At 67.8% G+C, this 20,901-nt stretch carries 15 protein-coding genes; 11 read left to right on the top strand and 4 right to left on the bottom strand.

Annotated features, from left to right (window positions below):
* Positions 1-64: 64 nt before the first annotated feature.
* Both AC1RDJ_RS16575 and AC1RDJ_RS16570 read right to left on the bottom strand, forming a co-directional pair.
* Positions 65-1,315, bottom strand: coding sequence for an SDR family oxidoreductase (locus tag AC1RDJ_RS16575; protein WP_493028134.1), 1,251 nt, complete (start codon positions 1,313-1,315; stop codon positions 65-67).
* On the bottom strand, positions 1,315-2,607 hold the full coding sequence (locus AC1RDJ_RS16570) for a nucleotide sugar dehydrogenase (RefSeq protein WP_071323683.1): 1,293 nt from the start codon (positions 2,605-2,607) through the stop codon (positions 1,315-1,317). The genes AC1RDJ_RS16575 and AC1RDJ_RS16570 overlap by 1 nt, the downstream gene beginning before the upstream one ends.
* Before the next feature lie 394 nt (positions 2,608-3,001).
* On the opposite strand from AC1RDJ_RS16570, the gene prsT reads away from it, so the two are divergent.
* The 3 genes from prsT to AC1RDJ_RS16555 are packed head-to-tail and all read left to right on the top strand — an operon-like array spanning position 3,002 to position 9,024.
* On the top strand, positions 3,002-5,785 hold the full coding sequence (gene prsT, locus AC1RDJ_RS16565; RefSeq protein WP_493028133.1) for an XrtA/PEP-CTERM system TPR-repeat protein PrsT: 2,784 nt from the start codon (positions 3,002-3,004) through the stop codon (positions 5,783-5,785).
* 3 nt (positions 5,786-5,788) lie between these two features.
* A complete protein-coding gene (locus AC1RDJ_RS16560) occupies positions 5,789-8,254 on the top strand; it encodes a hypothetical protein (protein ID WP_493028132.1) in 2,466 nt (821 codons plus the stop codon).
* Positions 8,251-9,024 carry a S1 family peptidase gene (locus AC1RDJ_RS16555; RefSeq protein ID WP_493028131.1) on the top strand — a complete coding sequence of 258 codons (774 nt, stop codon included), beginning with the start codon at positions 8,251-8,253 and terminating at the stop codon, positions 9,022-9,024. The genes AC1RDJ_RS16560 and AC1RDJ_RS16555 overlap by 4 nt, the downstream gene beginning before the upstream one ends.
* Positions 9,025-9,027: 3 nt before the next feature.
* Here the strand turns inward: AC1RDJ_RS16555 and AC1RDJ_RS16550 are convergent, their stop codons facing one another.
* Together AC1RDJ_RS16550 and AC1RDJ_RS16545 are read right to left on the bottom strand one after the other, a co-directional pair.
* A complete protein-coding gene (locus tag AC1RDJ_RS16550; protein WP_071323687.1) occupies positions 9,028-9,774 on the bottom strand; it encodes an N-acyl amino acid synthase FeeM domain-containing protein in 747 nt (248 codons plus the stop codon).
* Between the two features lie 200 nt (positions 9,775-9,974).
* Entirely contained in the window at positions 9,975-10,595 is a 621-nt protein-coding gene (locus AC1RDJ_RS16545) for an XrtA/PEP-CTERM system exopolysaccharide export protein (RefSeq protein ID WP_071323688.1), read from the bottom strand.
* A gap of 262 nt (positions 10,596-10,857) precedes the next feature.
* Between AC1RDJ_RS16545 and AC1RDJ_RS16540 the strand changes: the two genes are divergently transcribed.
* The 8 genes from AC1RDJ_RS16540 to AC1RDJ_RS16505 are packed head-to-tail and all read left to right on the top strand — an operon-like array spanning position 10,858 to position 20,893.
* Positions 10,858-12,387 (top strand): XrtA system polysaccharide chain length determinant, encoded by a 1,530-nt coding sequence (locus AC1RDJ_RS16540; protein ID WP_071323689.1) that lies wholly within the window; start codon positions 10,858-10,860, stop codon positions 12,385-12,387.
* Positions 12,388-12,413: 26 nt separating this feature from the next.
* Positions 12,414-13,241, top strand: coding sequence for an XrtA-associated tyrosine autokinase (locus AC1RDJ_RS16535; protein ID WP_232251273.1), 828 nt, complete (start codon positions 12,414-12,416; stop codon positions 13,239-13,241).
* A 16-nt stretch (positions 13,242-13,257) separates the two neighbouring features.
* Complete coding sequence (locus AC1RDJ_RS16530) at positions 13,258-14,760, top strand: TIGR03016 family PEP-CTERM system-associated outer membrane protein (RefSeq protein ID WP_493028129.1); 1,503 nt, start codon at positions 13,258-13,260, stop codon at positions 14,758-14,760.
* 9 nt (positions 14,761-14,769) lie between these two features.
* The gene (locus tag AC1RDJ_RS16525) at positions 14,770-15,618 is read left to right on the top strand and encodes an XrtA system polysaccharide deacetylase (RefSeq protein ID WP_493028127.1); all 849 of its coding nucleotides are present in this window, start codon (positions 14,770-14,772) and stop codon (positions 15,616-15,618) included.
* Positions 15,618-16,736, top strand: coding sequence for a FemAB family XrtA/PEP-CTERM system-associated protein (locus AC1RDJ_RS16520; protein WP_493028155.1), 1,119 nt, complete (start codon positions 15,618-15,620; stop codon positions 16,734-16,736). The genes AC1RDJ_RS16525 and AC1RDJ_RS16520 overlap by 1 nt, the downstream gene beginning before the upstream one ends.
* Positions 16,737-16,738: 2 nt before the next feature.
* The gene (locus tag AC1RDJ_RS16515) at positions 16,739-18,076 is read left to right on the top strand and encodes a TIGR03087 family PEP-CTERM/XrtA system glycosyltransferase (RefSeq protein ID WP_493028126.1); all 1,338 of its coding nucleotides are present in this window, start codon (positions 16,739-16,741) and stop codon (positions 18,074-18,076) included.
* Positions 18,073-19,689 (top strand): exosortase A, encoded by a 1,617-nt coding sequence (xrtA, locus tag AC1RDJ_RS16510; protein WP_493028125.1) that lies wholly within the window; start codon positions 18,073-18,075, stop codon positions 19,687-19,689. Before AC1RDJ_RS16515 ends, xrtA begins: the two co-directional genes overlap by 4 nt.
* Positions 19,679-20,893, top strand: coding sequence for a TIGR03088 family PEP-CTERM/XrtA system glycosyltransferase (locus tag AC1RDJ_RS16505; RefSeq protein ID WP_493028124.1), 1,215 nt, complete (start codon positions 19,679-19,681; stop codon positions 20,891-20,893). Before xrtA ends, AC1RDJ_RS16505 begins: the two co-directional genes overlap by 11 nt.
* The last annotated feature ends 8 nt before the right edge of the window (positions 20,894-20,901 follow it).

Here is a 20,901-nt window from a genome sequence, read left to right as displayed (position 1 = left end):
TATATGCGTCCTACCTTGGGCTTTCTTCTCAGCATCATCACATACACGCTATGACTCATCGATGTCACATCGGTGCGACGTGTGTGGCCTGCGCCGCGTACCAGGCGATAGTCTCCCGCAAGCCTTGTGCCAGGTCGTGCGTGGGCACGTAGCCGAGCAGACGGGCCGCCTTGGCGATGTCGGCCTGCGAGTGGCGCACGTCGCCGGGGCGAAATTCGCCATATTGGGGCGCCAGCGGCACGTGCTGCGGACAGATGGCTAGCAGCATGCGCTGCATGGTGGCGTGCAGCTGCGTCAGGCTGGTGCGGGCGTTGACGGCCACGTTGTAGACCTGGTTGACGGCGGCCTGGTCGGCGCACGTGGCGGCAAGGATATTCGCCTGCACGGCATTATTCACGAAGCAAAAGTCGCGGCTGGTGGCGCCGTCGCCGTGGATCTGCACGGGCTGGCTCGCCAGCATGGCCGCGATCCAGCGCGGTATCACGGCCGCATAGGCACCCAGCGGATCTTGCCTTGGGCCGAAGACATTGAAATAGCGCAAGCCCACGGCCCGGGTGGCGTAGCAACGCGCATACACGTGTGCGTACAGTTCGTCGATATATTTACTCAGCGCATACGGCGACAGCGGTGCGCCGATATGCTGCTCCACTTTCGGCAAGGCCGGGTGGTCGCCGTAGGTCGCGCTCGAGGCCGCATACACGAAGCGCTGCACGCCGGCGGCGCGCGCGGCGGCCAGCATGTTGAGAAAGCCGCCGACATTGACGGCATGGCACAGCAAGGGGTCTTCCAGCGAGCGCGAGACGGAGCCGAGCGCCGCCTGGTGCAACACATAATCGACGCCGTCGCAGGCGGCGGCGCAGGCCGGCAAGTCGCGGATATCGGCTTCGAGGAAGTCGCAGCGCCGCCACGCCTCTTCGCCCACGCTGGCGCGTACTTGCTCGAGATTATGCCGGTGCCCCGTCATGAAATTGTCGAGGCCGCGCACCTGCTGGCCCAGCTTCAGCAGGGTTTCCATCAGGTGCGAGCCGATGAATCCTGCCGCGCCTGTGACGAGCCAGCGTCGCGGCGCCTGCCCCAGCCCGGCGCAAGCCTGCGCATAGGCGGCAGCTCCCGCGCCGGCGCCGCTGGCCGCTGCCGCGCCGGCAACAGCGGCGGCACCGGCACTGGCCGCAATAGGGGTCGCGCTGGCCTCCCCCACTGCGGCGGCTGCGGGACCGGCAGCGCCGGCAATGCCGCCCCCTGCGGCGCCCGGTGCCCGGGAGTCCTGGCCGCGCGCCGGCAGCGGGCCGGCCGCAATGCATTGCGGAGCCGCCATCACAGCCGCCACACGTGCAAGCCTGCCTCTTCCAGCGGACGCGGGTCGAAATGCGACTTGATGTCGATGAAACAGCCGTTTTCCACCACCTTGGCCTGGTAGTCGGCCAGCGGCCGGGCCAGCAGCGCCTGGTGCGACACGGCGCTGATGATGGCTTGCGCCTGCGGCAGCTGCTCCCAGCTTTCCAGCGTCAGGCCGTATTCTTCCAGCGCTTCGCGGCCATCGGCGACAGGGTCGTGCACATGCACCTGCACGCCGTACGATTGCAGTTCATGGATCATGTCGACCACCTTCGAATTGCGCAGATCGGGGCAGTTTTCCTTGAACGTCAGGCCCAGCACGTTGACGTGCGAGCCTTTCAGCTTGAAGCCGGCGCGCACCATTTCCTTGATGGTTTTTTCCGCCACGAACTTGGCCATGCCGTCGTTGATGCGGCGCCCGGCCAGGATCACGTGCGGGTGGTAACCGAGCATTTCCGCCTTGTGCGTCAGGTAGTAAGGGTCGACGCCGATGCAGTGGCCGCCCACCAGGCCGGGCCGGAATGGCAGGAAATTCCATTTCGTGCCGGCCGCCTGCAGCACTTCCAGGGTATCGATGCCGATGCGGTCGAAGATGATGGCCAGCTCGTTCATCAGCGCGATATTCAGGTCCCGCTGCGTGTTTTCGATGACTTTCGCCGCTTCCGCCACGCGGATGCTGGAGGCCCGGTGCACGCCGGCCCCGACCACGCCTTCGTACAGGCGCGCCACTTGCTCGAGCGTCCCGGCATCGTCGCCGGAGACCACCTTGCGGATGCTGTGCAGGGTGTGCGCCCTGTCGCCGGGGTTGATGCGCTCGGGCGAGAAGCCCACGTGAAAATCCTCCTTCCAGCGCAAACCCGAATGCTGTTCCAGCAAGGGGATGCAGATGTCCTCGGTGGCGCCCGGATACACGGTCGATTCGTAGATGACGGTGGCGCCGCGCCGCATGTGGCGGCCGACGGCGGCGCTGGCGCCGGCCAGCGCGGAAAAATCGGGATTATGCGCGGCGTCGACGGGCGTGGGCACGGCGACGACGATGAAATCGGCCAGTTGCAGCTCGGCCGGGTCGCAGCCCACGCTCAGCCACTGCGCGGCGCGCAGCTGCTCCGTGCTTACCTCGCCCGTCGGGTCGATGCAATTGCGGTAGCTTTCCACCTTGCGCGCCGACAAGTCAAAGCCGATGGTGCGCTGGCGCGTGCCGAACGCGACGGCCAGCTGCAAGCCCACATAGCCCAGTCCCACCACCGCCACCACGCCCGCGTTGCTGTCCATGATATGTGCTCCGTATGGTTGCGGCCAGACTGTCGCCGTCCGGGAAATTCTACGGTCGCGGCACCGGCCATTCTTGAGCGGGAACAAGAAACCGGGCGTGGCCACGGTGGCGGCCGCGCCCATTCGCCAGCCTGTTGAGCGCAATCAAGGAGGCCGGCGGCCATCTTTTTAAGCTAGGACCTGTCGCTGCAGACAAGGTCCGCCTTGCCGGCGCACCGGCAAGGCAGCCAGGACGCGGACAGCTCCGCAGCAACAGGCCGCGCAGGATGGTGTCCTGGCCGCCGGCGGCTGGAGGCAAGGTGCCGCGCACCGCCGCAAGCAGGACAACAGAACAATGCAGGGGGCTTGCCGGCTCCCGGCCCATCGCACGTGCACGCGTTTACCGGAGACTTCCATGGCCCGTCCCTTCCCGCCCTGCCTTTCCCGCCTGCCTGCCGCCGCGCTGTGCTGCGCCCTGCTGCTGCCGGCCCTGACGGGCTGCCATGGCACGCAGGACAGTGCATCCCTGCTGGCCGACGCGCAGCAGTACCGCCAGAAGGGCGAGGCGCGGGCCGCCATCATCCAGCTGAAGAACTTGCTGCAAAAGGAACCGGAAAACGCGGCCGCGCGGCTGCTGCTGGGCAGTATCTATCTCGACACGGGCGAGGCGCTGTCGGCGGAGAAAGAATTGCGCAAGGCGAAATCGCTGGGCCTTACCCAGCAGCAGGTGATGCCGCTGCTGGGCAAGTCCTGGCTGATGCTGGGCCAGTTCGACAAGGTGCTGGCCGAGGTCGCCGACGATGCGGCCCAGCCGCCATCCGTGCAGGCCCTGCGCGGCGACGCCCTGCTGGCCCTGGGCCGGCAGGACGCGGCGCGCACCTTATATACGCGCATGCTCGACGGCCATCCCGGCCAGGTGGAAGCGCTGCTGGGCCTGGCGCGCATCGCGGCGCTGGAACAGCAGCTGACGGCCGCCGAGCTGCTGCTGGCGCAGGCGTTAAAGTCCGCGCCGGCCAGCCTCGACGCCTTGCGCCTGCAGGGCGACTTGCAGCGGTTGCAGGGCAAGAACGGGGCCGCGCGCCTGGCCTACCAGCAGATACTCAAACTGAAACCCGGCGATACGCAGGCGCATATCGACCTCGCCAACCTCGACATCGTGGAAGGCCGCTTTGCGGAAGCGGCGGCACGGCTGGCCACGGCGCGCAGGTCGGCGCCCGGCAGCCTGGGCCTGCTGCAGGCGCAGGCGCTGCTCGATTTTCGCCAGGGCAAGCACAAGGCCGCCCTGCAAGCGTTGCAGCTGGTGCTCAAGGCCGCGCCCGAGCACATGCCGTCCATCCTGCTGGCCGGCGCCGTGCAACTGGCGCTCGGTTCGCCGCAACTGGCGGAGAGCTACCTGCGGCGCTTCCTGGCCGTGTATCCGCAGCATCTGTATGCCGTCAAGATGATGGCCTCGATCGAATTGATGCGCGGCAAGACCGATGCGGCCATCGACCTGCTGCTGCCCGTGCTGACGGCCTTTCCCGAGGACGTGGAATTGCTGTCGCTGGCCGGTGAGGCGCATTTGCGGGCGCGCCGCTACGACAAGGCCACGGCGTATTTTGAGAAGGCCAGCACGCTGGCGCCGGACACGGCCAAGCTGCATGCGGCGCTGGGCATCAGCCGTCTGGGCATGGGCGAAAACAGCCGCGCCATCAACGAGCTGGAGCGGGCAAGCATGCTCGACAAGAGCACGCCGCAGGCGGGCACCATGCTGGTGATGACCCTGCTGCGCAACAAGCAGAACGACAAGGCCCTGGCCAGCGTAAAGTTGATGGAAGAGCAGCAAAAAGGCACGAATCCCGTGCTGCTGAACCTGAAAGGCGGCGTTTACCTGGCGCTGCGCGACGTGCGGGCCGCGCGCGCCAGTTTCGAGCAGGCATTGGAGATGGACCCCGTCTACCTGCCGGCCCTGAACAACCTGGCGCAGATCGACCTGGCCGAGAAAAAACCCGAGCAGGCCAAGCTGCGCTTCGAGCAGGCATTGGCGAAGTCGCCGAAAAATGCCGACCTGTGCGCGGCGCTGGCCAAGCTGGCCGCCTCGCAGGGCAAGACGGACGAGGCGCGGCGCTGGCTCGAGCGGGCCCACCGCGACAATCCCGACGCCGTCGCGCCAGCCCTGCTGCTCAGCAATTTTTACCTGAAGACGGGCGCGGCGGACAAGGCGCTGGAGCTGGCGCGCACCTTGCAGACGGGCCATCCCGGTGACGCCGATGCGCTGGCCCTGCGCGCGCAGGTGGAATACAGTGCCGGCCAGGCGCAGGCGGCGCTCGACAGCTACAGCAAGCTGACCAGCGTGCAAACCGCCTCGGCCCCCCTGCAAATGCGCATCGCCAGCCTGCACCTGGCGCTGGGCGACCATGCAAGCGCCTTGCAAGCCGTGCGGCGGGCACAGGCGCTCGACCCCACCTTGCTCGACGCGCAAGTGATCGAAGTGGCCATGCTGCTGTCGCTGAACCGCCAGCGTGAAGCGCTGGCCGTGGCGCGCAAGGTGCAGCAACAGCAGCCGAAGCTGGCGGCCGGCTACAAGCTCGAAGGCGACGTGCTGATGGAGCAGAAGCTGCCGCAGCAAGCCGTCAAGCTGTACGAACATGCGTTCCAGCTCAGCAAGATCGGCCCGCTGCAAGTACAGCTGTACCGCGCCCTGCAGGCGGCCGGCCAGGAACGCGAAGCCGACACGCGCATGGCCGCCTGGCTGAACGAGCATCCGGACGACTTGCCCACACGTACCTACCTGGCCGGCACCAAGCTGATGGCCAAGCAATACGGCGCGGCCATCGAGCAATTCCAGTACATCGTTGCCAGGGACAAGGATAATGTAGTGGCGCTGAACGACCTGGCCTGGGCTTACCAGCAGGAAAAGGATGGGCGCGCGCAGGCCACGGCCGAGCAGGCGTTCAAGCTGGCACCCGGGAATCCTTCCGTGCTCGACACCCTGGGCTGGATCGTGCTGGAGCAAGGCGATGTGAAACGCGCCACGCTGCTGCTGCGCAAGGCGGCAGGGCTGGCGCCGAAGGCAACGGAAATCCAGTACCACCTGGGCGTGGCGCTGGCGAAGTCGGGCGACAAGCCGGGCGCGCGCCAGCAACTGGAACAGCTGCTGGCCGCCAACAAGGACTTTCCACAGCGGGCCGAGGCGCAGGCCTTGCTGACCCGGCTCTAGGCCATGGCGGAGCACGCGGCGCTGGCCAAGCCCAGCCTGGCGGCGCGGCCGCTGGCCCTGGTGGCGGGCGCGGCCTGCATGCTGGCCCTGCGCCACTACCCGCTGGGCCACGGCTGGCCGGGCCTGCTGTTTGCCGTCCTGCTGCCCGCCTATTTCCTGCTGCTGTGCTGGCGCCCCGCCTGCTGGCTGTTCTGCCTGCCGGCACTGCTGCCCGTGCTGGACCTGGCGCCATGGACGGGCTGGTTCTTCCTCGAGGAAATCGACGTCTTGCTGCTGCTGACGGTGGCGTGCGGCTATTGGCGCCTCGGCGGCGGCGCCCGGCCCGCCGCGGCGCGCCTGTCGCCGGTGGCATGGGCTTGCCTGCTGCTGTGCAGCCTGGCCTGGCTGGCGGCCCTGCTGCGCGGCCTGCTGCCGCTGCCGCCGCTCGATGCGAATGCCTGGAATAATTACCTGAGTCCATATAACAGCGTGCGCCTGGGCAAGGCCTGGGCCTGGAGCCTGCTGTTGCTGCCGCTGCTGCTGCGCGACGCGGATGCGCCTGCCCTGCGCCGCTACGCGCTGCCCGGCATGCTGACGGGGCTGGCCATGGTGTCGCTGTGCGCGCTGTGGGAGCGGGCCGTGTTTCCCGGCCTGCTGAACCTGTCGAGCGATTACCGCATCACGGCGCCGTTTTCCGCCATGCACACGGGCGGCGCCGCCCTCGACGGCTATCTGGCCCTGAGCCTGCCGTTTGCCGGCCTGTGGCTGGCGCGCGCGCACAACCGCTGGCAAGGCGCGCTGGCCTTGTTGCTGCTGGGTCTGGCCCTGCATGCGGCCTTCGCCACGTTTTCGCGCGGCCTGTACGCGGCCATGCTGGCGGCCGTGCTGCTGGCTGGCTGGCAGGCGCTGGCGGCGGGCCGGCAGGCGGCGCGGCGCACGCCGCGGCGCGGCCTGCTGCTGGGCCTGGCATTGGCCGGCGCCGGCGCGCTCGCCCTGGTCTATATGTTCAGCCTGGCCGGTTACCGGGGCTTGATCGCCGCCGTCGTGCTGCTCGGCGCCACTTTCGTGCTGGCGGCGCGGCCGCTGCCATGGCGCTTGGCGCCGGCCAGCGTGCTGTGCGGACTATGCCTGCAAGGCCTGCTGGCCGCCTGGTGGCCGCAAGCGGACGGGCCGCTGGCGGCAGGCTGGATGAAAGGCCCGTATTTCCTGTTCCTGCTGGCGGCCCTGCTGCTGGCCATCGCCCTGTGGCCATCCGGCGCGGCGGCGGACAGGAGCCCCGCCCGCCTGGGCCTGGCCATGCTGGCGTGGACCATGCTGGCCTGTAACCTGGCCTGGATAGGCTGGCATTGGGCGGGGCCGGCCGCCCTGCCGGCGGCGGCCACGGTCGTGCTGCTGGCTATGCTGATGCTGGGCAACCGGCGCCTGCGCCCGCCCTTGTGGCGGCTGGACCGCGCCAGCCTCGGCGTGGCCGGCGCGGCCGCCATCCTGTTGCTGCTGGCCATCCCCGTTTCCGCCAGCTATTACGCCACCGAGCGCTTCGCCACCAGCGCGGGCGACTTGCAAGGCCGCCTGCGACACTGGCAGCAAGTGCTGGCCATGCAGCCGGCCAACTGGCACAGCCGGCTGTTCGGCATGGGCCTGGGCAGCTTTCCCGCCACGTACTACTGGCACAATCCCCAGCGCGACGTGCCGGCCAGCATCACGTACGCCGAGGAGGCGGGCAACGATTATGTGCGCCTGGCCAGTCCCGGCTACAGTGCCGGCTACGGCGAACTGCTGCGGTTGCTGCAGCGGCTGGAACTGCGCCCGGCCACGCGCTACACGCTGACGCTCGACGCGCGCCGCGCCGGCCCCATGCCCGTGCTGCAGGTGCGCCTGTGCCAGCGCCAGTTGCTGTACGCGCAGAACTGCGTCGCGCCGCCGCTGCGCCTGCGTCAACCGGCGGCAGGCACGCCCTTGACGGCGTGGCAACACTATCAGGTGCAGTTCGACAGTGCCTGGCTCGGCGCGGGCGGCTGGCTGCTGCGCGCGCCCGTGCAGCTGGAACTGGCCGCCAGCGGCACGGCCGCGTCATCCGTCGTCGATATCGACAATCTCAGCCTGCGCCCTCCCGGTGGCGACGAGCTGATCGCCAACGGCCGCTTTACGCAGGCAAGCAATTACTGGTTTTTCAGCAGCGACCACCATCACCTGCCATGGCATGTCAAGAACCTGGCGCTGCAACTGCTGGTGGAAGCGGGCTGGTGCGGCCTGCTCTCCATGCTGGCCCTGGTAACGGCGGCGGGCCTTGCCTTGCTGCGGCTGGTGCGCGAAGGCCGGCATGCCGCCGTGGCCGGCGCCGCCGCCCTGCTCGGTTTTCTCGTCGTCGGCCTGTTCGACAGCCTGCTCGACGTGCCGCGCATCGCCCTGCTCGCCTATCTGATGCTGCTGTGCGCGCTGCTGCGCCCCCTAGCTCCGCCCTCCCACCCTGCCGAAAGCGCGTCCCCATGAACTATCCATCCACCTTGCTGTTCGGCCTGGCCCTGGCCCTGGCCCTGGCCGCCGCGCCCAGCCGCGCCGATGCCACCCTGGCGCAAGCCATTGCCCGCGTCAAACCGTCGGTCGTCGGCGTCGGCAGCCTGCAAAAGACGCGCACGCCGCCGATGAACTTTATCGGCACGGGCTTTGCCACGGGCGACGGCTTGAGCGTGCTGACCTGCGCCCACGTGATCCAGAAGCTGCTCGACGCCAATCCCAACGAAATCATCGGCATCCTCACGGGCCAGGGCGAGGCGGCGCAGTTTCGTCCGGCCAAGGTATTGTCGATCGACACGGAGCACGACCTGGCCCTGCTGCGCCTGGCCGGCATGCCGCTGCCGGCCCTGGCGCTGGGCGACGCGGCCAGCGTGCGCGAAGGCCAGGCCATGGCGTTTACGGGCTTTCCCCTGGGTATGCTACTGGGCTTGCACCACGTCACGCACCGCGCCACCGTGTCGTCGCTGACGCCCGTCGTCATGCCCAGCGAAAATGCGCAGCGGCTCGATGCGCGGCGCCTGGCACAGCTGCAAAAATCGCCGTACACCGTGTTCCAGCTGGACGCGACGGCGTATCCGGGCAGCAGCGGCAGCCCGCTGTTCGATCCCGAGACGGGACTCGTTTATGGCATCGTCAACATGGTCTACGTGAAAGGCTTGAAAGAAACGGCCATCAGCGCGCCCAGCGGCATCACCTACGCGATACCGGGCAACCACATGCAGGCGATCCTGCTGAAAAATAAATGAATTTCAGTTACGTCCCTGCCGCAGGCGGTCGGTAATACCAGGCTCATCCCATGTTGGAAAAAAAAAGGGGTAAAACGACCGTTCTCCCCCATGTTGTTCCATCAGGCCGCCATATTTGCGGATCTGCGCTCCCATGTAATCGAGGTCGAGCCGCAGCAGCACGGCCGGCGCCCCCACGCGCGTGCATTCGCGCTCGCCGCCGAAGTCCTTGAAGCCAAGCATGCGCTTGTAAAACACGACGTGACGCGGGTTGACTTCGATCACGTAATCCGTAAAGCCGTGGATATTGTGGGCATAGATATAAGAAATATGAATCAGCGCGGCAAAGACGCGCTTGCTGACGCCCTTGTCGATGGCCAGGCGCGACGGCTCGCACAGGCGGCGCCCCTCTTCGCGCAGCACGTCGAGCTTGTCGCGGAAGTTTTCATCGGCGGGCAAGCCCGTCTCGTCATTGTCCAGGCACAGGGTCATGGTGCCGACCGTCGTGCCGGCCGTTTCCGCGAACAGGGTGATCTTGTTCAGCGCATGCGTGATGCCCGGGTCGACCGCATAACCGCGCCAGCCGTACATCTTGCGGATCAGCAGGCTGGCCGCTTCGCGGCGGCCGCGCGAATTGGCCATGCGGATATGGAAGCGCTGCAGGTCGAGCTCGTGCTCCATGGCCGGGTCGATCTTGCCTTCGCCCACCACCAGGTCGCTGAATTCGCCCGGCGTGTCGAAGGAAATAATAGGTTCATCTTCAAAGCTCATCTTGTCCTCGCGTTCATCGGCCGCCCGTCGAGACGGACTGAAGCCAATGCCTTGTGACAAGTAGAGAACTGGAGAAGTTCCCGCTTCCGCTGAAAAAAACAGAAGAAAGTGCTTATTCAATAGCAAAATTACATGATTAAATTTGCCCGCGAGTACAAATTTATAAATAAAAGTGCTGTTTTGACAGCACTGTTAATGTTTTAAAAAAAGCTCTCCGGTATCAGCAACACGTCGCCCGGACGCATCATGACGTTCGCCGAAATATCGCCATTCTTCAATAGATCGTCGAGCCGCACGCGCAGCTGCTGCTGGCTGCCATCGCGCAGGCGGATGATGCTGGCCTTGTTGCCCGCGGCGAAATCGGTGATGCCGCCGACGGCGATCAGCACGTCCATCAGCGACATGCCGAGCCGGTATGGCAGCGCCTGCGGCTTGGCCGCCTCGCCGATGACGCGGATCTGCTCGCCATACGGCCCCGAGAAGTTGGTGACGATGACGGTCACCACCGGTTGCTGGATGAACTTGCTCAACGCCTGCTCGATGTCGCGCGCCAGCTGGGTCGACGTCTTGCCGCTCGCTTCCAGGTCTTCCACCAGCGGCGTGGTGATCTTGCCGTCGGGCCGCACGGCCACCGTCAGCGACACTTCCGGGTTGCGCCAGACGATGATGTTGACGGAATCGCCCGGCCCGATCAGGTAGTCGTGCTGGGGCGCGCTGTCGTCGGCGGGCGCCAGCGGATGACGCGTGCCGCAGGCGCCCAGCAGGCCGCCCGCCGCCAGGGCCAGCGCGCGCAGGACTAAGGTACGGCGGAACAGATTCATGCTGGGCCTCTTCGAGTCGATGGCGCACCAGGTGGCGCACCAAGCCGCCGGCCGCGCAGAAGCAGCCTGGGCCGCGAACTCCTATGATTATTAAAACGCGGCAAGGGAACCTTGAGGAGTATCAAGAAGCAATCATCTTGGGAAATCTTGCCCGGCAACGGTCCTATACTTTGCTTACTCGACAAGCATTTGCCGCATCGGGCTGCCGTTTCCACGCCGCCGGCCCCGCTATTGCGCAGCATCGTCACCGGAAGGAAGCGACATGGAGCAATTGATACAGCAACTGCTGTCCAGCCTGAAGGGCATCTGGAAATACCGCTGGCATGCCGTGCTCGTCGCCTGGCTGGTGAGCATCGCCGGCTTCATCAAGGTCATCACCCTGCCCGACGATTACCAGACCCGGGCGCGCGTGTTTGTCGATACGCAAACCATCCTCAAGCCGCTGATGGCCGGCATGACCAGCGTGCCGAACACGGAGCAGCAGGTGGCCATCATGAGCCGCACCCTGCTCAGCCGTCCCAACGTGGAGCGCGTCATGCGCATGGTCGACCTCGACCTCGACTCGAAGACCGTGCGCGAACATGAGGCCCAGCTCGATGACCTGATGAGCCGCATCAAGATCAGCGGCACGAATGCCTACGATATCTACACCATCAGCTACAACGGGCGCGACCCGAAGCTGGTGCGCGACGTCGTGCAAAGCCTGCTGACCATCTTTGTCGAAGGCAGTTTCCAGGGGAAAAAAGGCGATTCGCAGAAAGCCGTGCAATTCATCGACGAGCAGATCAAGAATTACGAGGACAAGCTGAGCGCGGCGGAAAACCTCGTGAAGGAATTCAAGATCCGCAACAACCTGCTGCTGCCGCGCCAGGGCATCGACTATGGCAGCCAGCTGCTGATGTCGTCCGATAGCCTGAACAATGCCAAGCTGGAACTGGTCGAGGCGGAACAGTCGCGCAAGGCCATCCTCAGCCAGATCGAAGGCGACGAACCGGTGCTCGACCTTGAACCGAACGCGGCCGCCATCACGAATCCCGAACTCGACGAGCGCATCGCCTCGCTCAACAAGAACCTCGACAGCCTGCGCATGCAGTTTACAGAATTGCATCCCGATATTATTTCCTCGAAGCGCCTGGTGGCCCAGCTGGAAGAACGCAAGATCGAGGAAAGCAAGCTGAAGGCGGCGTCCGGCGATCCGGGCAAGAATTACAGCCCCATGCTGCAGCAGCTGAAAGTGGCGCTGACGGACGCCGACGCCAAGGTGGCCGCCATCAAGGCCCGCGTGCAGGAATACAGCGCGCGCAACGAGCGGCTGCTGGCGCAAAGCAATGCCGTGCCCGAGGTGGAATCACAGCTGGCGCAGCTCAACCGCGACTACATCATCAACAAGGAAAACTATGAAAAGCTGATCGGCCGGCGCGAAGCGGCCAAGCTGTCGGGCGAACTCAGTTCCACCACCGACATGATGGCCTTCAAGATCATCGACCCGCCCACCGTGCAGTACGCGCCCGTCGGCCCGAACCGCCCACTGCTGTTCAGCGCGGCGCTGGGCGCGGCCCTGGTGGCCGGCATCGCCACGGCCCTCCTGATCAGCCAGGTGCGCCCCACCTTCCTCAGTCCGGCCGAACTGCGCGAAGCGACGGGCTTGAGCGTGCTGGGCACCGTGTCGATGAACTGGACGCCGCTGCAGCAGGTGCGCCGCCGGCGCGCCCGTTATGGCTTCGGCGCCTGCCTCGGCAGCCTGTTCATGCTGTACGGCGTGGTCATGACGGCCGCGCTGCTGAAATTCTAAGCCAGGGCCTGGCCCGGGGAGCAAGCATGCATAGCAACGGCAAGGAAGAACCGAACATGGGGCGCGTGGACGAGGCCGGCGTGCCGCCAGGCGCCGATGGCGCGTCCGAAGCGGCGGCGCAGCTATCGCCGCGCTACCGCACCCTGAACCTGGCCCGGCTGCAGGAACAGGGTATGCTCACGCACGACGGCGGACGCAGTTCCGTGGCCGAGGATTTCCGCATCATCAAGCGCCCGCTGCTGCGCCAGGCGCGCGCCGGCGGCGCCGAGGCCATCCGCCATGGCAACCTGATCGTCGTCACCAGCGCCATGCCGGGCGAAGGCAAGACCTACTGCGCCGTCAACCTGGCCATGAGCATCGCCATGGAGATGGATATCACGGTGCTGCTGGTGGACGCCGACGTGGCGCGCCCGTCCGTGCTGAAAGTGCTGGGCCTGGCGCCGGAACCGGGGCTGATGGACGTGCTGCTCGACGAGCAGCTGGAAATGGCGGACGTCATCCTGAAGACGAATGTCGCCAACCTGAGCATCCTGCCGGCCGGGCGCAGCAACCGGCACGCGACGGAATTGCTGGCCAGCCGCGCCATGAGCCGCTTGCTGGCGGAGATCGCCAGCCGCTACGCGGACCGCGTCGTCGTCTTCGACTCACCGCCGCTGCTGATCACCAGCGAAGCGCACGCGCTGGTGGGACAGATGGGGCAAGTGGTGATGGTGGTGGAGGCGGAAACGACGACCCAGCATGCCGTCAAGGAAGCGCTGCGCCAGATCGAGGCGTGCGAACACATCCATTTGATCTACAACAAGACCAAGTCATTTCCGGGTAACGACTACTACGGTTATGGCTATTACGACTAGGCGCAGGCCGCCGCTGTTGTCAAGCCTGCTGCCGCTGTCCCTGTTCCTGCTGCCCGCGCCGGCCAGCGCCGTCGACTGGCTGGTGAAGCCGTCGCTGCGATTGCGCGAAAGCTATACGGATAACGCCCTGCGCGCGGCGCCCGAGCGCGCGCAGTCCGACTTCATCACGGAAATCGCGCCCGCCATCGCCCTCGTCGGCAACGGCCCGCGCCTGCGCGTGCACCTCGACTACAGCTGGCACAAATTCCTGTACGCGCGCCGCGCCGACACGGACAGCCACCAATTGCGCGCCGCCGGCGACGCCGAGCTGGTACAGGACTGGTTTTTCGTCGACGCGGCCGCCAGCGTCAGCCGGCGCAGCATCTCACCGTTCGGCCCGCAGGTGATCGACGACTTGCCCGACACGGAAAACGCCAGCACCGTGCGCACCACCAGCATCAGCCCCTACCTGCGCCACCGCTTCCGCGGCGTGGCCACGGCCGAGCTGCGCTACACGCGCAACGCGGTGGCCAGCGGCGGCGACCTGCTGTCCGTGCACAGCGACGAAGTGGAATTCCTGCTGGCCGGCGAGCCGCGCGGCGCCGGCTGGACGTGGAATGCCAGCCACGACGTGCGCCGCACGCAGGACAGCCGGCTGGCGCCGCTGCGCATGGAACGCAGCAGCGCGGGCCTGCGCTACCCGCTCAGCAGCAAATGGGCGGCCACGGCCAGCGGCGGCATGGAGCGCGAAGGCTATGCATCGGTCACGGGCAAGGCGCCGCAGGGCCGCTTCTGGTCGCTGGGCACCGTATGGACGCCGTCGCCGCGCACCAGCGTCGCCTTCAGCACGGGCAAGCGCTACTTTGGCCACACGTACAGCCTGGACGCCAATTTCCTGCAGCGCCACACGAGCTGGCAGCTCAGCTACAACGAAAACATCACCAGCCTGCCCGCGCAAATGCAGCGCCTGGGCGACCGCGACGCGGCCAAGCTGCTCGATCAGTTGTGGCGCGGTATCTTTCCCAACGCCATAGACCGCCGCCTGCGCATTGACGCCTTCCTGCGCTACGCCAACGGACTGGGACCGGAACTGGGCGCCATCAATTACTTCAGCCACCGTTATTTTCTGCAAAAGCAGGCCAAGCTCAGCATGGCGCGCGCGACGGCGAAAAGCACCGTGGTCTTCGGCATCAACGCCGTCGACCGCACGGCGCAAACGGCCAGCGGCATCGACAGCATCCTGCTGCCCGGCGTGGAATTCGGCAGCGAAGACCGCACGCGCCAGATCGGCACCAGCCTCGGCTGGAGCTGGCAGCTCTCCTCGCGCAGCAGCCTGAACCTCAATGCCGGCTACGCCAGCGTGCGCTCGCTGAGCGTGCCCCGGCGCGACGGCAACGCCACCGTGACGGCCGGCTACAGCCGCCTCCTGCAACCGAAAGTGACGGCCAGCATCGACGTGCGGCACACGCGGCATACCAGCGACCGCGGCGGCGGCTACCGCGAAAACGGCGTCAGCGCCACGCTCAACATGCAGTTTTAGGAGGCCGCCATGACCACGCCACGCCCGCGCAATGCGCTGACCATCGACGTCGAGGATTACTTCCAGGTCTCCGCCTTCGCGCCGCATATCGCCCGCGCCGACTGGCCGCGCCTCGAATGCCGCGTCGAGGCCAACATCGAGCGCATCCTGCTGCTGCTCGAGCGCCGCCGCATCCACGCCACCTTTTTTACCCTGGGCTGGATCGCCGAGCGCTATCCGGCCATGCTGCGGCGCATCGCCGCCGCCGGACACGAGGTGGCCAGCCACGGCTACGCCCACCTGCGCGCCTCGGCGCAGTCGCCGGCCGATTTCGCCGCCGACGTGCGCGTAAGCAAAACCATCCTGGAACAGTTGACGGGCCGCGCCGTGCAAGGCTACCGGGCGCCGAGCTTTTCCATTGGCGCCGCCAACCTGTGGGCCTTCGACGTGCTGCAGGAAGCGGGTTACCGCTACAGTTCCAGCATCTACCCGATCCGCCACGACCACTACGGCATGCCGCACGCGCCCCGCTTCGCCTGGCGCCCGCGCGGGCCGCAAGGCGTGCTGGAATTGCCCGTCAGTACCGTGCGCCTGGGCGGGCGCAATGTGCCGGCCGGCGGCGGCGGCTATTTCCGCCTGCTGCCGTATGCACTGTCGCGCTGGCTTTTGCGACGCATCAATTCGCGCGACGGGCAAGCTGGCATATTCTATTTTCATCCCTGGGAAATCGATCCCGGCCAGCCGCGCCCGGCCGGCCTGAGCGCCAGGACGCGCTGGCGCCACTACCTGAACCTGGGGCGCATGGAAGCGCGGCTGGCGCGTTTGACGCGCGACTTCGCCTGGGACCGCATGGACCGTATCTTTCTGGAAAGCACATGATGCACGAGGCCAGCCTTCCTCTCGACTGCCCGGCGCCACCGGCCGCCAGCGTGCTGCCATTTCCCGGCGCCATCGCGGTACGGCAGCTGCCGTCGCAGCGGCACGCGCATGCGCGCTGGGACGCCTTCGTCCAGGCTTGCCCCGACGCCACCTTCTTTCACCGGGCCGGCTGGCAAACCATCATGGAGCAAGGCTTCGGCCACGACAGCTATTTCCTGTACGCCGAACACGATGGCCGCATCTGCGGCGTGCTGCCGCTGGTGCACCTGCGCAGCCGCCTGTTCGGCAAGGCCCTCGTCTCGCTGCCGTTCTGCGTGTATGGCGGCATCGCCGGCGCCAGCGCCGCCGCGCGGCTGGCGCTCGATGGCGCGGCGCGGGCGCTGGCGCAGCGCCTGGGCGTGGGCCACCTCGAATACCGCTGGCGCGACGACGGCGCCAGCCATGGACTGGCGCAAGACGGCTGGCTGCGGCGTCCCCTGTATGCGACGTTCCGCCGAACCCTGCACCCCGACACCGAGCAGAACCTGCTGGCGATTCCCCGCAAGCAGCGCGCCGTCGTGCGCAAGGGCATCGCCAACGGCTTGCACAGCGCCATCGACTACGACCTCGAACGCTTCTACCCGATCTATGCGGACAGCGTGCACCGGCTCGGCACGCCCGTCTTCGCGCGCCGCCATTTTGCCCTGCTGCGCGCCGTGTTCGGCGCCGATTGCGACATCCTCACCGTCTATCACGGCCAGCAGGCGCAGGCGAGCGTGCTCGTGTTCTATTTCCGCGATGAAGTGCTGCCGTATTACGGCGGCGGCAGCGTGCTGGCGCGCAACACGGGCGCCAACGACTTCCTGTACTGGGAAACGATGCGCCGCGCCTGCGCGCGCGGCTGCCGCCTGTTCGATTTCGGCCGCAGCAAGCTGGGCACGGGCGCCTACGATTTCAAGAAGAACTGGGGCTTCACGCCGCAGCCGCTGCCATACGCGTACCGGCTGGTGCGCGCCACCCGACTCCCCGAGGTCAATCCCCTGAATCCGAAATACGCGCTGTCCATCCGCGTCTGGCGCCGCCTGCCGCTGCCGCTGGCCAACCTGCTGGGGCCGCATATCGTGCGGCAACTGGGTTAGCCATGCGCGATCTCCTGTACCTGGTGCACCGCATCCCGTATCCGCCCAACAAGGGCGACAAGATACGCTCGTGGCACATGCTGCAGTACCTGAGCCGGCATTTCCGCGTGCACCTGGGCTGTTTCATCGACGACGAGGCCGACTGGCAGCACGCGAACACCGTGGCCGCGCTGTGCGCCAGTTCGCGCTTCATCGACCTGCGGCGCGGCGCGGCGCGCTGGCGCGCGGCGCAGGCGCTGCTGTCGCGGCAATCGATGAGCGTGCACTACTACCGCGACCCGCGCCTGCTGCAATGGGTGGACGGCGTGCTGGCCGACGGCAAGGTGCGCCACGCGCTCGCCTATTCGGGGCCCATGGCGCAGTATGTCGACGGCAGCGCGGGCCGGCCGCTGCACCGCGTGATCGACTTTGTCGACGTCGATTCCGACAAATGGCGCCAGTACGCCGACAGCAAGCCATGGCCGTTGTCGCAGCTGTACCGGCGCGAGGCGGGCTTGCTGCTGCAGTATGAACGCCATATCGCGCAGCAGTTTACGGCCGCCAGCTTCGTCTCCCAGGCCGAGGCGGCCCTGTTCCGCCAGTGCGCGCCCATGGCGCGCCGCAAGACCGGGCATTTCAACAACGGCGTCGACGCCGCCTATTTCGCCCCGCCCGCGCCGGCGCCGGCGGGCGCGGACGCCGGCCCGTACGCACCCGGCGCGCAGGTGCTGGTATTCACGGGCGCCATGGATTACTGGCCGAATATCGACGCCGTGCAATGGTTCGTGCGCCACGTCTGGCCCGCGCTGCGGCGCCAGTTCCCGCAGCTGCAGTTCTATATCGTCGGCAGCCGTCCCGCCGCGGCCGTGACGGCGCTGGCCAGGGTGGCCGGCGTGACCGTGACCGGCAGCGTGCCCGACATCCGCCCCTACCTGGCCGGCGCGGCGCTGGCCGTGGCGCCGCTGCGCATCGCCCGCGGCGTGCAGAACAAGGTGCTCGAGGCGATGGCGATGGGCAAGATCGTCCTCGCCACGCCGCAGGCGCTGGAGGGCATCGCCGCCCAGCCAGGGTTGGAACTGCTGCTGGCGCGCGACGACGCCGAATTCATCCACCACGCGGCGCGCGTGCTGCGCAACCAGCACGGCGGCGACGGCGGCGCGGCCATCGGCACGGCGGCACGCCAGCTGATATTGCAGGAGTATGACTGGGAGAAAAACCTGCAGGCGCTGGGCGCCATGCTGGGCCTGGCGCAGGCAGACGCCGTACCCAAGCCTGGCCCCGGCCCCGACCACGGCGCCGCGCCAGCCACCGGCATCGCCAGCCTTGCCCCCTCGCGCCCGGCGCGGGAACCGTCCACATGAGTGCGCGCCTCGACAGCCTGGCGCCGCCGCCCGATGCGCTGGCCTTGCCGCCAGCGTCCAGCGTGCCCGATGGGCGGCGCAACAGCGCCCTGCCTGCCCTGCTGCTGGCCCTGGCCGCCATCGTGCTGCTGTACCACGCCACCTTCTGGTCGATGCTGGAGCTGTGGTCGCGTTCGCAAACCTTCGCGCACGGCTACCTGATCGTGCCCATCTGCGCCTGGCTGGCCTGGCGCCGGCGCGCCCGGCTGGCCGCGCTGGCGCCGCAACCGTCGGCGGCCGGCTTGCTGCTGCTGGCCGCGCTGGGCCTGGCCTGGCTGCTGGCCGACGCGGCCAACGTGCAGGTGGTGGAACAGTACGCGGCCACGGCCATGCTGCCGGCCTGCGTGCTGGCCATCCTCGGGCTGCCGGCCGTGCGCCTGCTGGCCTTCCCGCTCGCCTATCTGTTCCTCGCCGTGCCGTTCGGCGAAGTCTTCCTCGAACCGCTGATCGACTTCACGGCCGCCTTCACGGTGACGGCGCTGCAGCTGACGGGCGTGCCGGTGTTCCGCGATGGCAACAATTTCTCTCTGCCCAGCGGCAACTGGTCGGTGGTCGAGGCGTGCAGCGGCTTGCGCTACCTGATCGCCGCGCTGGCCCTGGGCGCCCTGTTCGCCCACCTGCACTTCCACAGCACGCGCCGGCGCCTGGCCATCATGGCGTGCGCGCTGCTCGTGCCCATCCTCGCCAACGGCGTGCGCGCCTACCTGATCGTGATGCTGGGCCACCTGAGCAATATGCGCCTGGCCGTGGGAGTCGACCACCTGGTCTACGGCTGGCTGTTCTTTGGCGCGGTGGCGCTGCTGCTGTTCTGGATCGCCGCGCGCTGGCGCGAATTGCCGCCTGCCCGCGTGACCGTCGCCGCCGCGCCGCTGCCACCCCAGCCGCCGGGCCGGAACCGCGCCCATCCGCGCGCCACCGTCCGCGCCGCGCTGGCCTGCCTGGCAATCGCCGCGCTGTGGCCCGCGCTGGGCTGGCGCCAGCACGACGCTGTCCTGTCCGCGCCGCCGCCCGCCGCGCTGGCCTTGCCCGATCCGCCCGCATGGCGGCGCCTGCCCGCCGTGCCGCCCGCCTGGCAAGCGCCATTTTCCGGCGCTCCCGCGCAATGGCTGGCCACGTATGCGCGCGATGACGACGATGGCGGCGCCCAGGTGGGGCTGCAGCTGGCCTGGTATGCGCGCCAGGCGCGCGATGCCGAGCTGCTGACGCACCAGGGCATGCCGTATGGCGCGCGCTGGATGGCGCTGGCGCACGGCCAGCGGCACGTCAGCGTGGGCCATGGCGCGACGGACGGCCTGCTTGCCGTGCGTGAAAGCGTGCTGGCGCACGGCGGCGAACGGCTGCTGCTGTGGCGCGTCTACCGCCAGGGCGGCGTGCTGACGGCCGAACCGGTGCTGGTGAAGCTGCTGCTGGCCAGGGCCAAGCTGCTGGGCACGCGCCAGGATGGCGCCGAAATCCTCGTCTTCGCCAGCTACGACGAACTGGCGCCGCCGCCGCGCGCGGCCCTGCACGCGTTCCTGCGCGCAGCCCTGCCTGCCATCGAACAACGCTTGCAGGAGTTGCCGCATGGCCGATGACAGCGTCGTGGCAAGCGGGATCGCGGGCAGCGGGACGGCGCGCGCCGCCCCCCTGATCGTGCACGTGATCCACCAGCTCGACGTGGGCGGCCTGGAAAACGGCCTGGTGAACCTGCTCAACCACCTGCCGCCCGGACGCTACCGGCACGCCATCGTCTGCCTGAAGAACGCCACCGCCTTCCGCCAGCGCCTGACGGCGCCCGGCGTCGACATCATCAGCCTGGGCAAGCGCGAAGGCAAGGACTGGCCCCATTACCTGCACCTGTACCGCGTGCTGAAACAGCTGCGGCCGGCGCTCGTGCATACGCGCAACCTGGGCTGCATCGAGGCGCAGCTGCTGGCCTGGCTGGCCGGCGTGCACCTGCGCGTGCATGGCGAACACGGGCGCGACATCGACGACTTGCACGGCACCAGCCGCAAATACCGGCTGCTGCGCAAATGCATGCTGCCGCTGGTGCAGCACTTCATCGCCGTCAGCGCCGACCTCGGGCAATGGCTGGTGGATGCCATCGGCGCCGCGCCGGCCCGCGTGACGCACATCGGCAATGGCGTCGACAGCGTGCAATTCCACCCGCGCCTGGGGCCGACGGCCGCCGTCGGGCCGCCGGGCTTCCTGTGCAACGGCGCCTTCGTCATCGGCAGCGTGGGCCGCATGGCCGCCGTCAAGGATTACGCCTCGCTGGTGCAAGCCTTCTTGCTGCTGCTGGCGCAGCCGGGCGCCCGTGCGCGCCTGCGCCTGATGCTGATCGGCGACGGGCCGTGCCGCCAGCAGTGCCTGGCCATGCTGGAGCGGGCCGGCGCGGCGCACCTGGCCTGGCTGCCCGGCGCGCGCGACGACGTGGCGCAGCTGCTGCGCGCGATGGACCTGTTCGTGCTGCCCTCGCTGGCCGAAGGCAGTTCCAACACCATCCTCGAAGCCATGGCCACGGGCTTGCCCATCGTCGCCACCCAGGTGGGCGGCAATGCGGAACTGGTGCAGTCGGGCTGGAGCGGCACGCTGGTGCCGGCCGGTTCGCCCGAGATGCTGGCCGACGCCATCCTCGACTATTACAGCATGCCGGAACTGGGTCCGCGCCACGGCGCGCGCGGGCGGCGCCAGGTGCTGGCCGAACACAGCCTGCCGGCCATGGCCGGCGCCTACCTGGCCGTGTATGACCGCCTGACAGGCGCGCAGCAGCCGTCGCCCCTGTCCACCTATCCCTGAAAGGCCAG

It is taken from the genome of Janthinobacterium sp. GW822-FHT07H10, from assembly GCF_058798675.1.
The sequence above is the reverse complement of the archived record's forward strand: the minus strand, read 5'-3'. Positions and strand labels throughout refer to the sequence as shown.

Bases quoted from the DNA above. Each gene is read 5' to 3' on its own strand.
- AC1RDJ_RS16525 (WP_493028127.1), top strand. From the start codon at position 14,770: ATGACCACGCCACGCCCGCGCAATGCGCTGACCATCGACGTCGAGGAT.
- AC1RDJ_RS16540 (WP_071323689.1), top strand. From the start codon at position 10,858: ATGGAGCAATTGATACAGCAACTGCTGTCCAGCCTGAAGGGCATCTGG.
- AC1RDJ_RS16570 (WP_071323683.1), bottom strand. From the start codon at position 2,607: ATGGACAGCAACGCGGGCGTGGTGGCGGTGGTGGGACTGGGCTATGTG.
- AC1RDJ_RS16505 (WP_493028124.1), top strand. From the start codon at position 19,679: ATGGCCGATGACAGCGTCGTGGCAAGCGGGATCGCGGGCAGCGGGACG.
- AC1RDJ_RS16515 (WP_493028126.1), top strand. From the start codon at position 16,739: ATGCGCGATCTCCTGTACCTGGTGCACCGCATCCCGTATCCGCCCAAC.
- AC1RDJ_RS16535 (WP_232251273.1), top strand. From the start codon at position 12,414: ATGCATAGCAACGGCAAGGAAGAACCGAACATGGGGCGCGTGGACGAG.
- AC1RDJ_RS16555 (WP_493028131.1), top strand. From the start codon at position 8,251: ATGAACTATCCATCCACCTTGCTGTTCGGCCTGGCCCTGGCCCTGGCC.
- AC1RDJ_RS16520 (WP_493028155.1), top strand. From the start codon at position 15,618: ATGCACGAGGCCAGCCTTCCTCTCGACTGCCCGGCGCCACCGGCCGCC.
- prsT (WP_493028133.1), top strand. From the start codon at position 3,002: ATGGCCCGTCCCTTCCCGCCCTGCCTTTCCCGCCTGCCTGCCGCCGCG.
- AC1RDJ_RS16545 (WP_071323688.1), bottom strand. From the start codon at position 10,595: ATGAATCTGTTCCGCCGTACCTTAGTCCTGCGCGCGCTGGCCCTGGCG.
- AC1RDJ_RS16575 (WP_493028134.1), bottom strand. From the start codon at position 1,315: ATGGCGGCTCCGCAATGCATTGCGGCCGGCCCGCTGCCGGCGCGCGGC.
- AC1RDJ_RS16550 (WP_071323687.1), bottom strand. From the start codon at position 9,774: ATGAGCTTTGAAGATGAACCTATTATTTCCTTCGACACGCCGGGCGAA.
- AC1RDJ_RS16560 (WP_493028132.1), top strand. From the start codon at position 5,789: ATGGCGGAGCACGCGGCGCTGGCCAAGCCCAGCCTGGCGGCGCGGCCG.
- xrtA (WP_493028125.1), top strand. From the start codon at position 18,073: ATGAGTGCGCGCCTCGACAGCCTGGCGCCGCCGCCCGATGCGCTGGCC.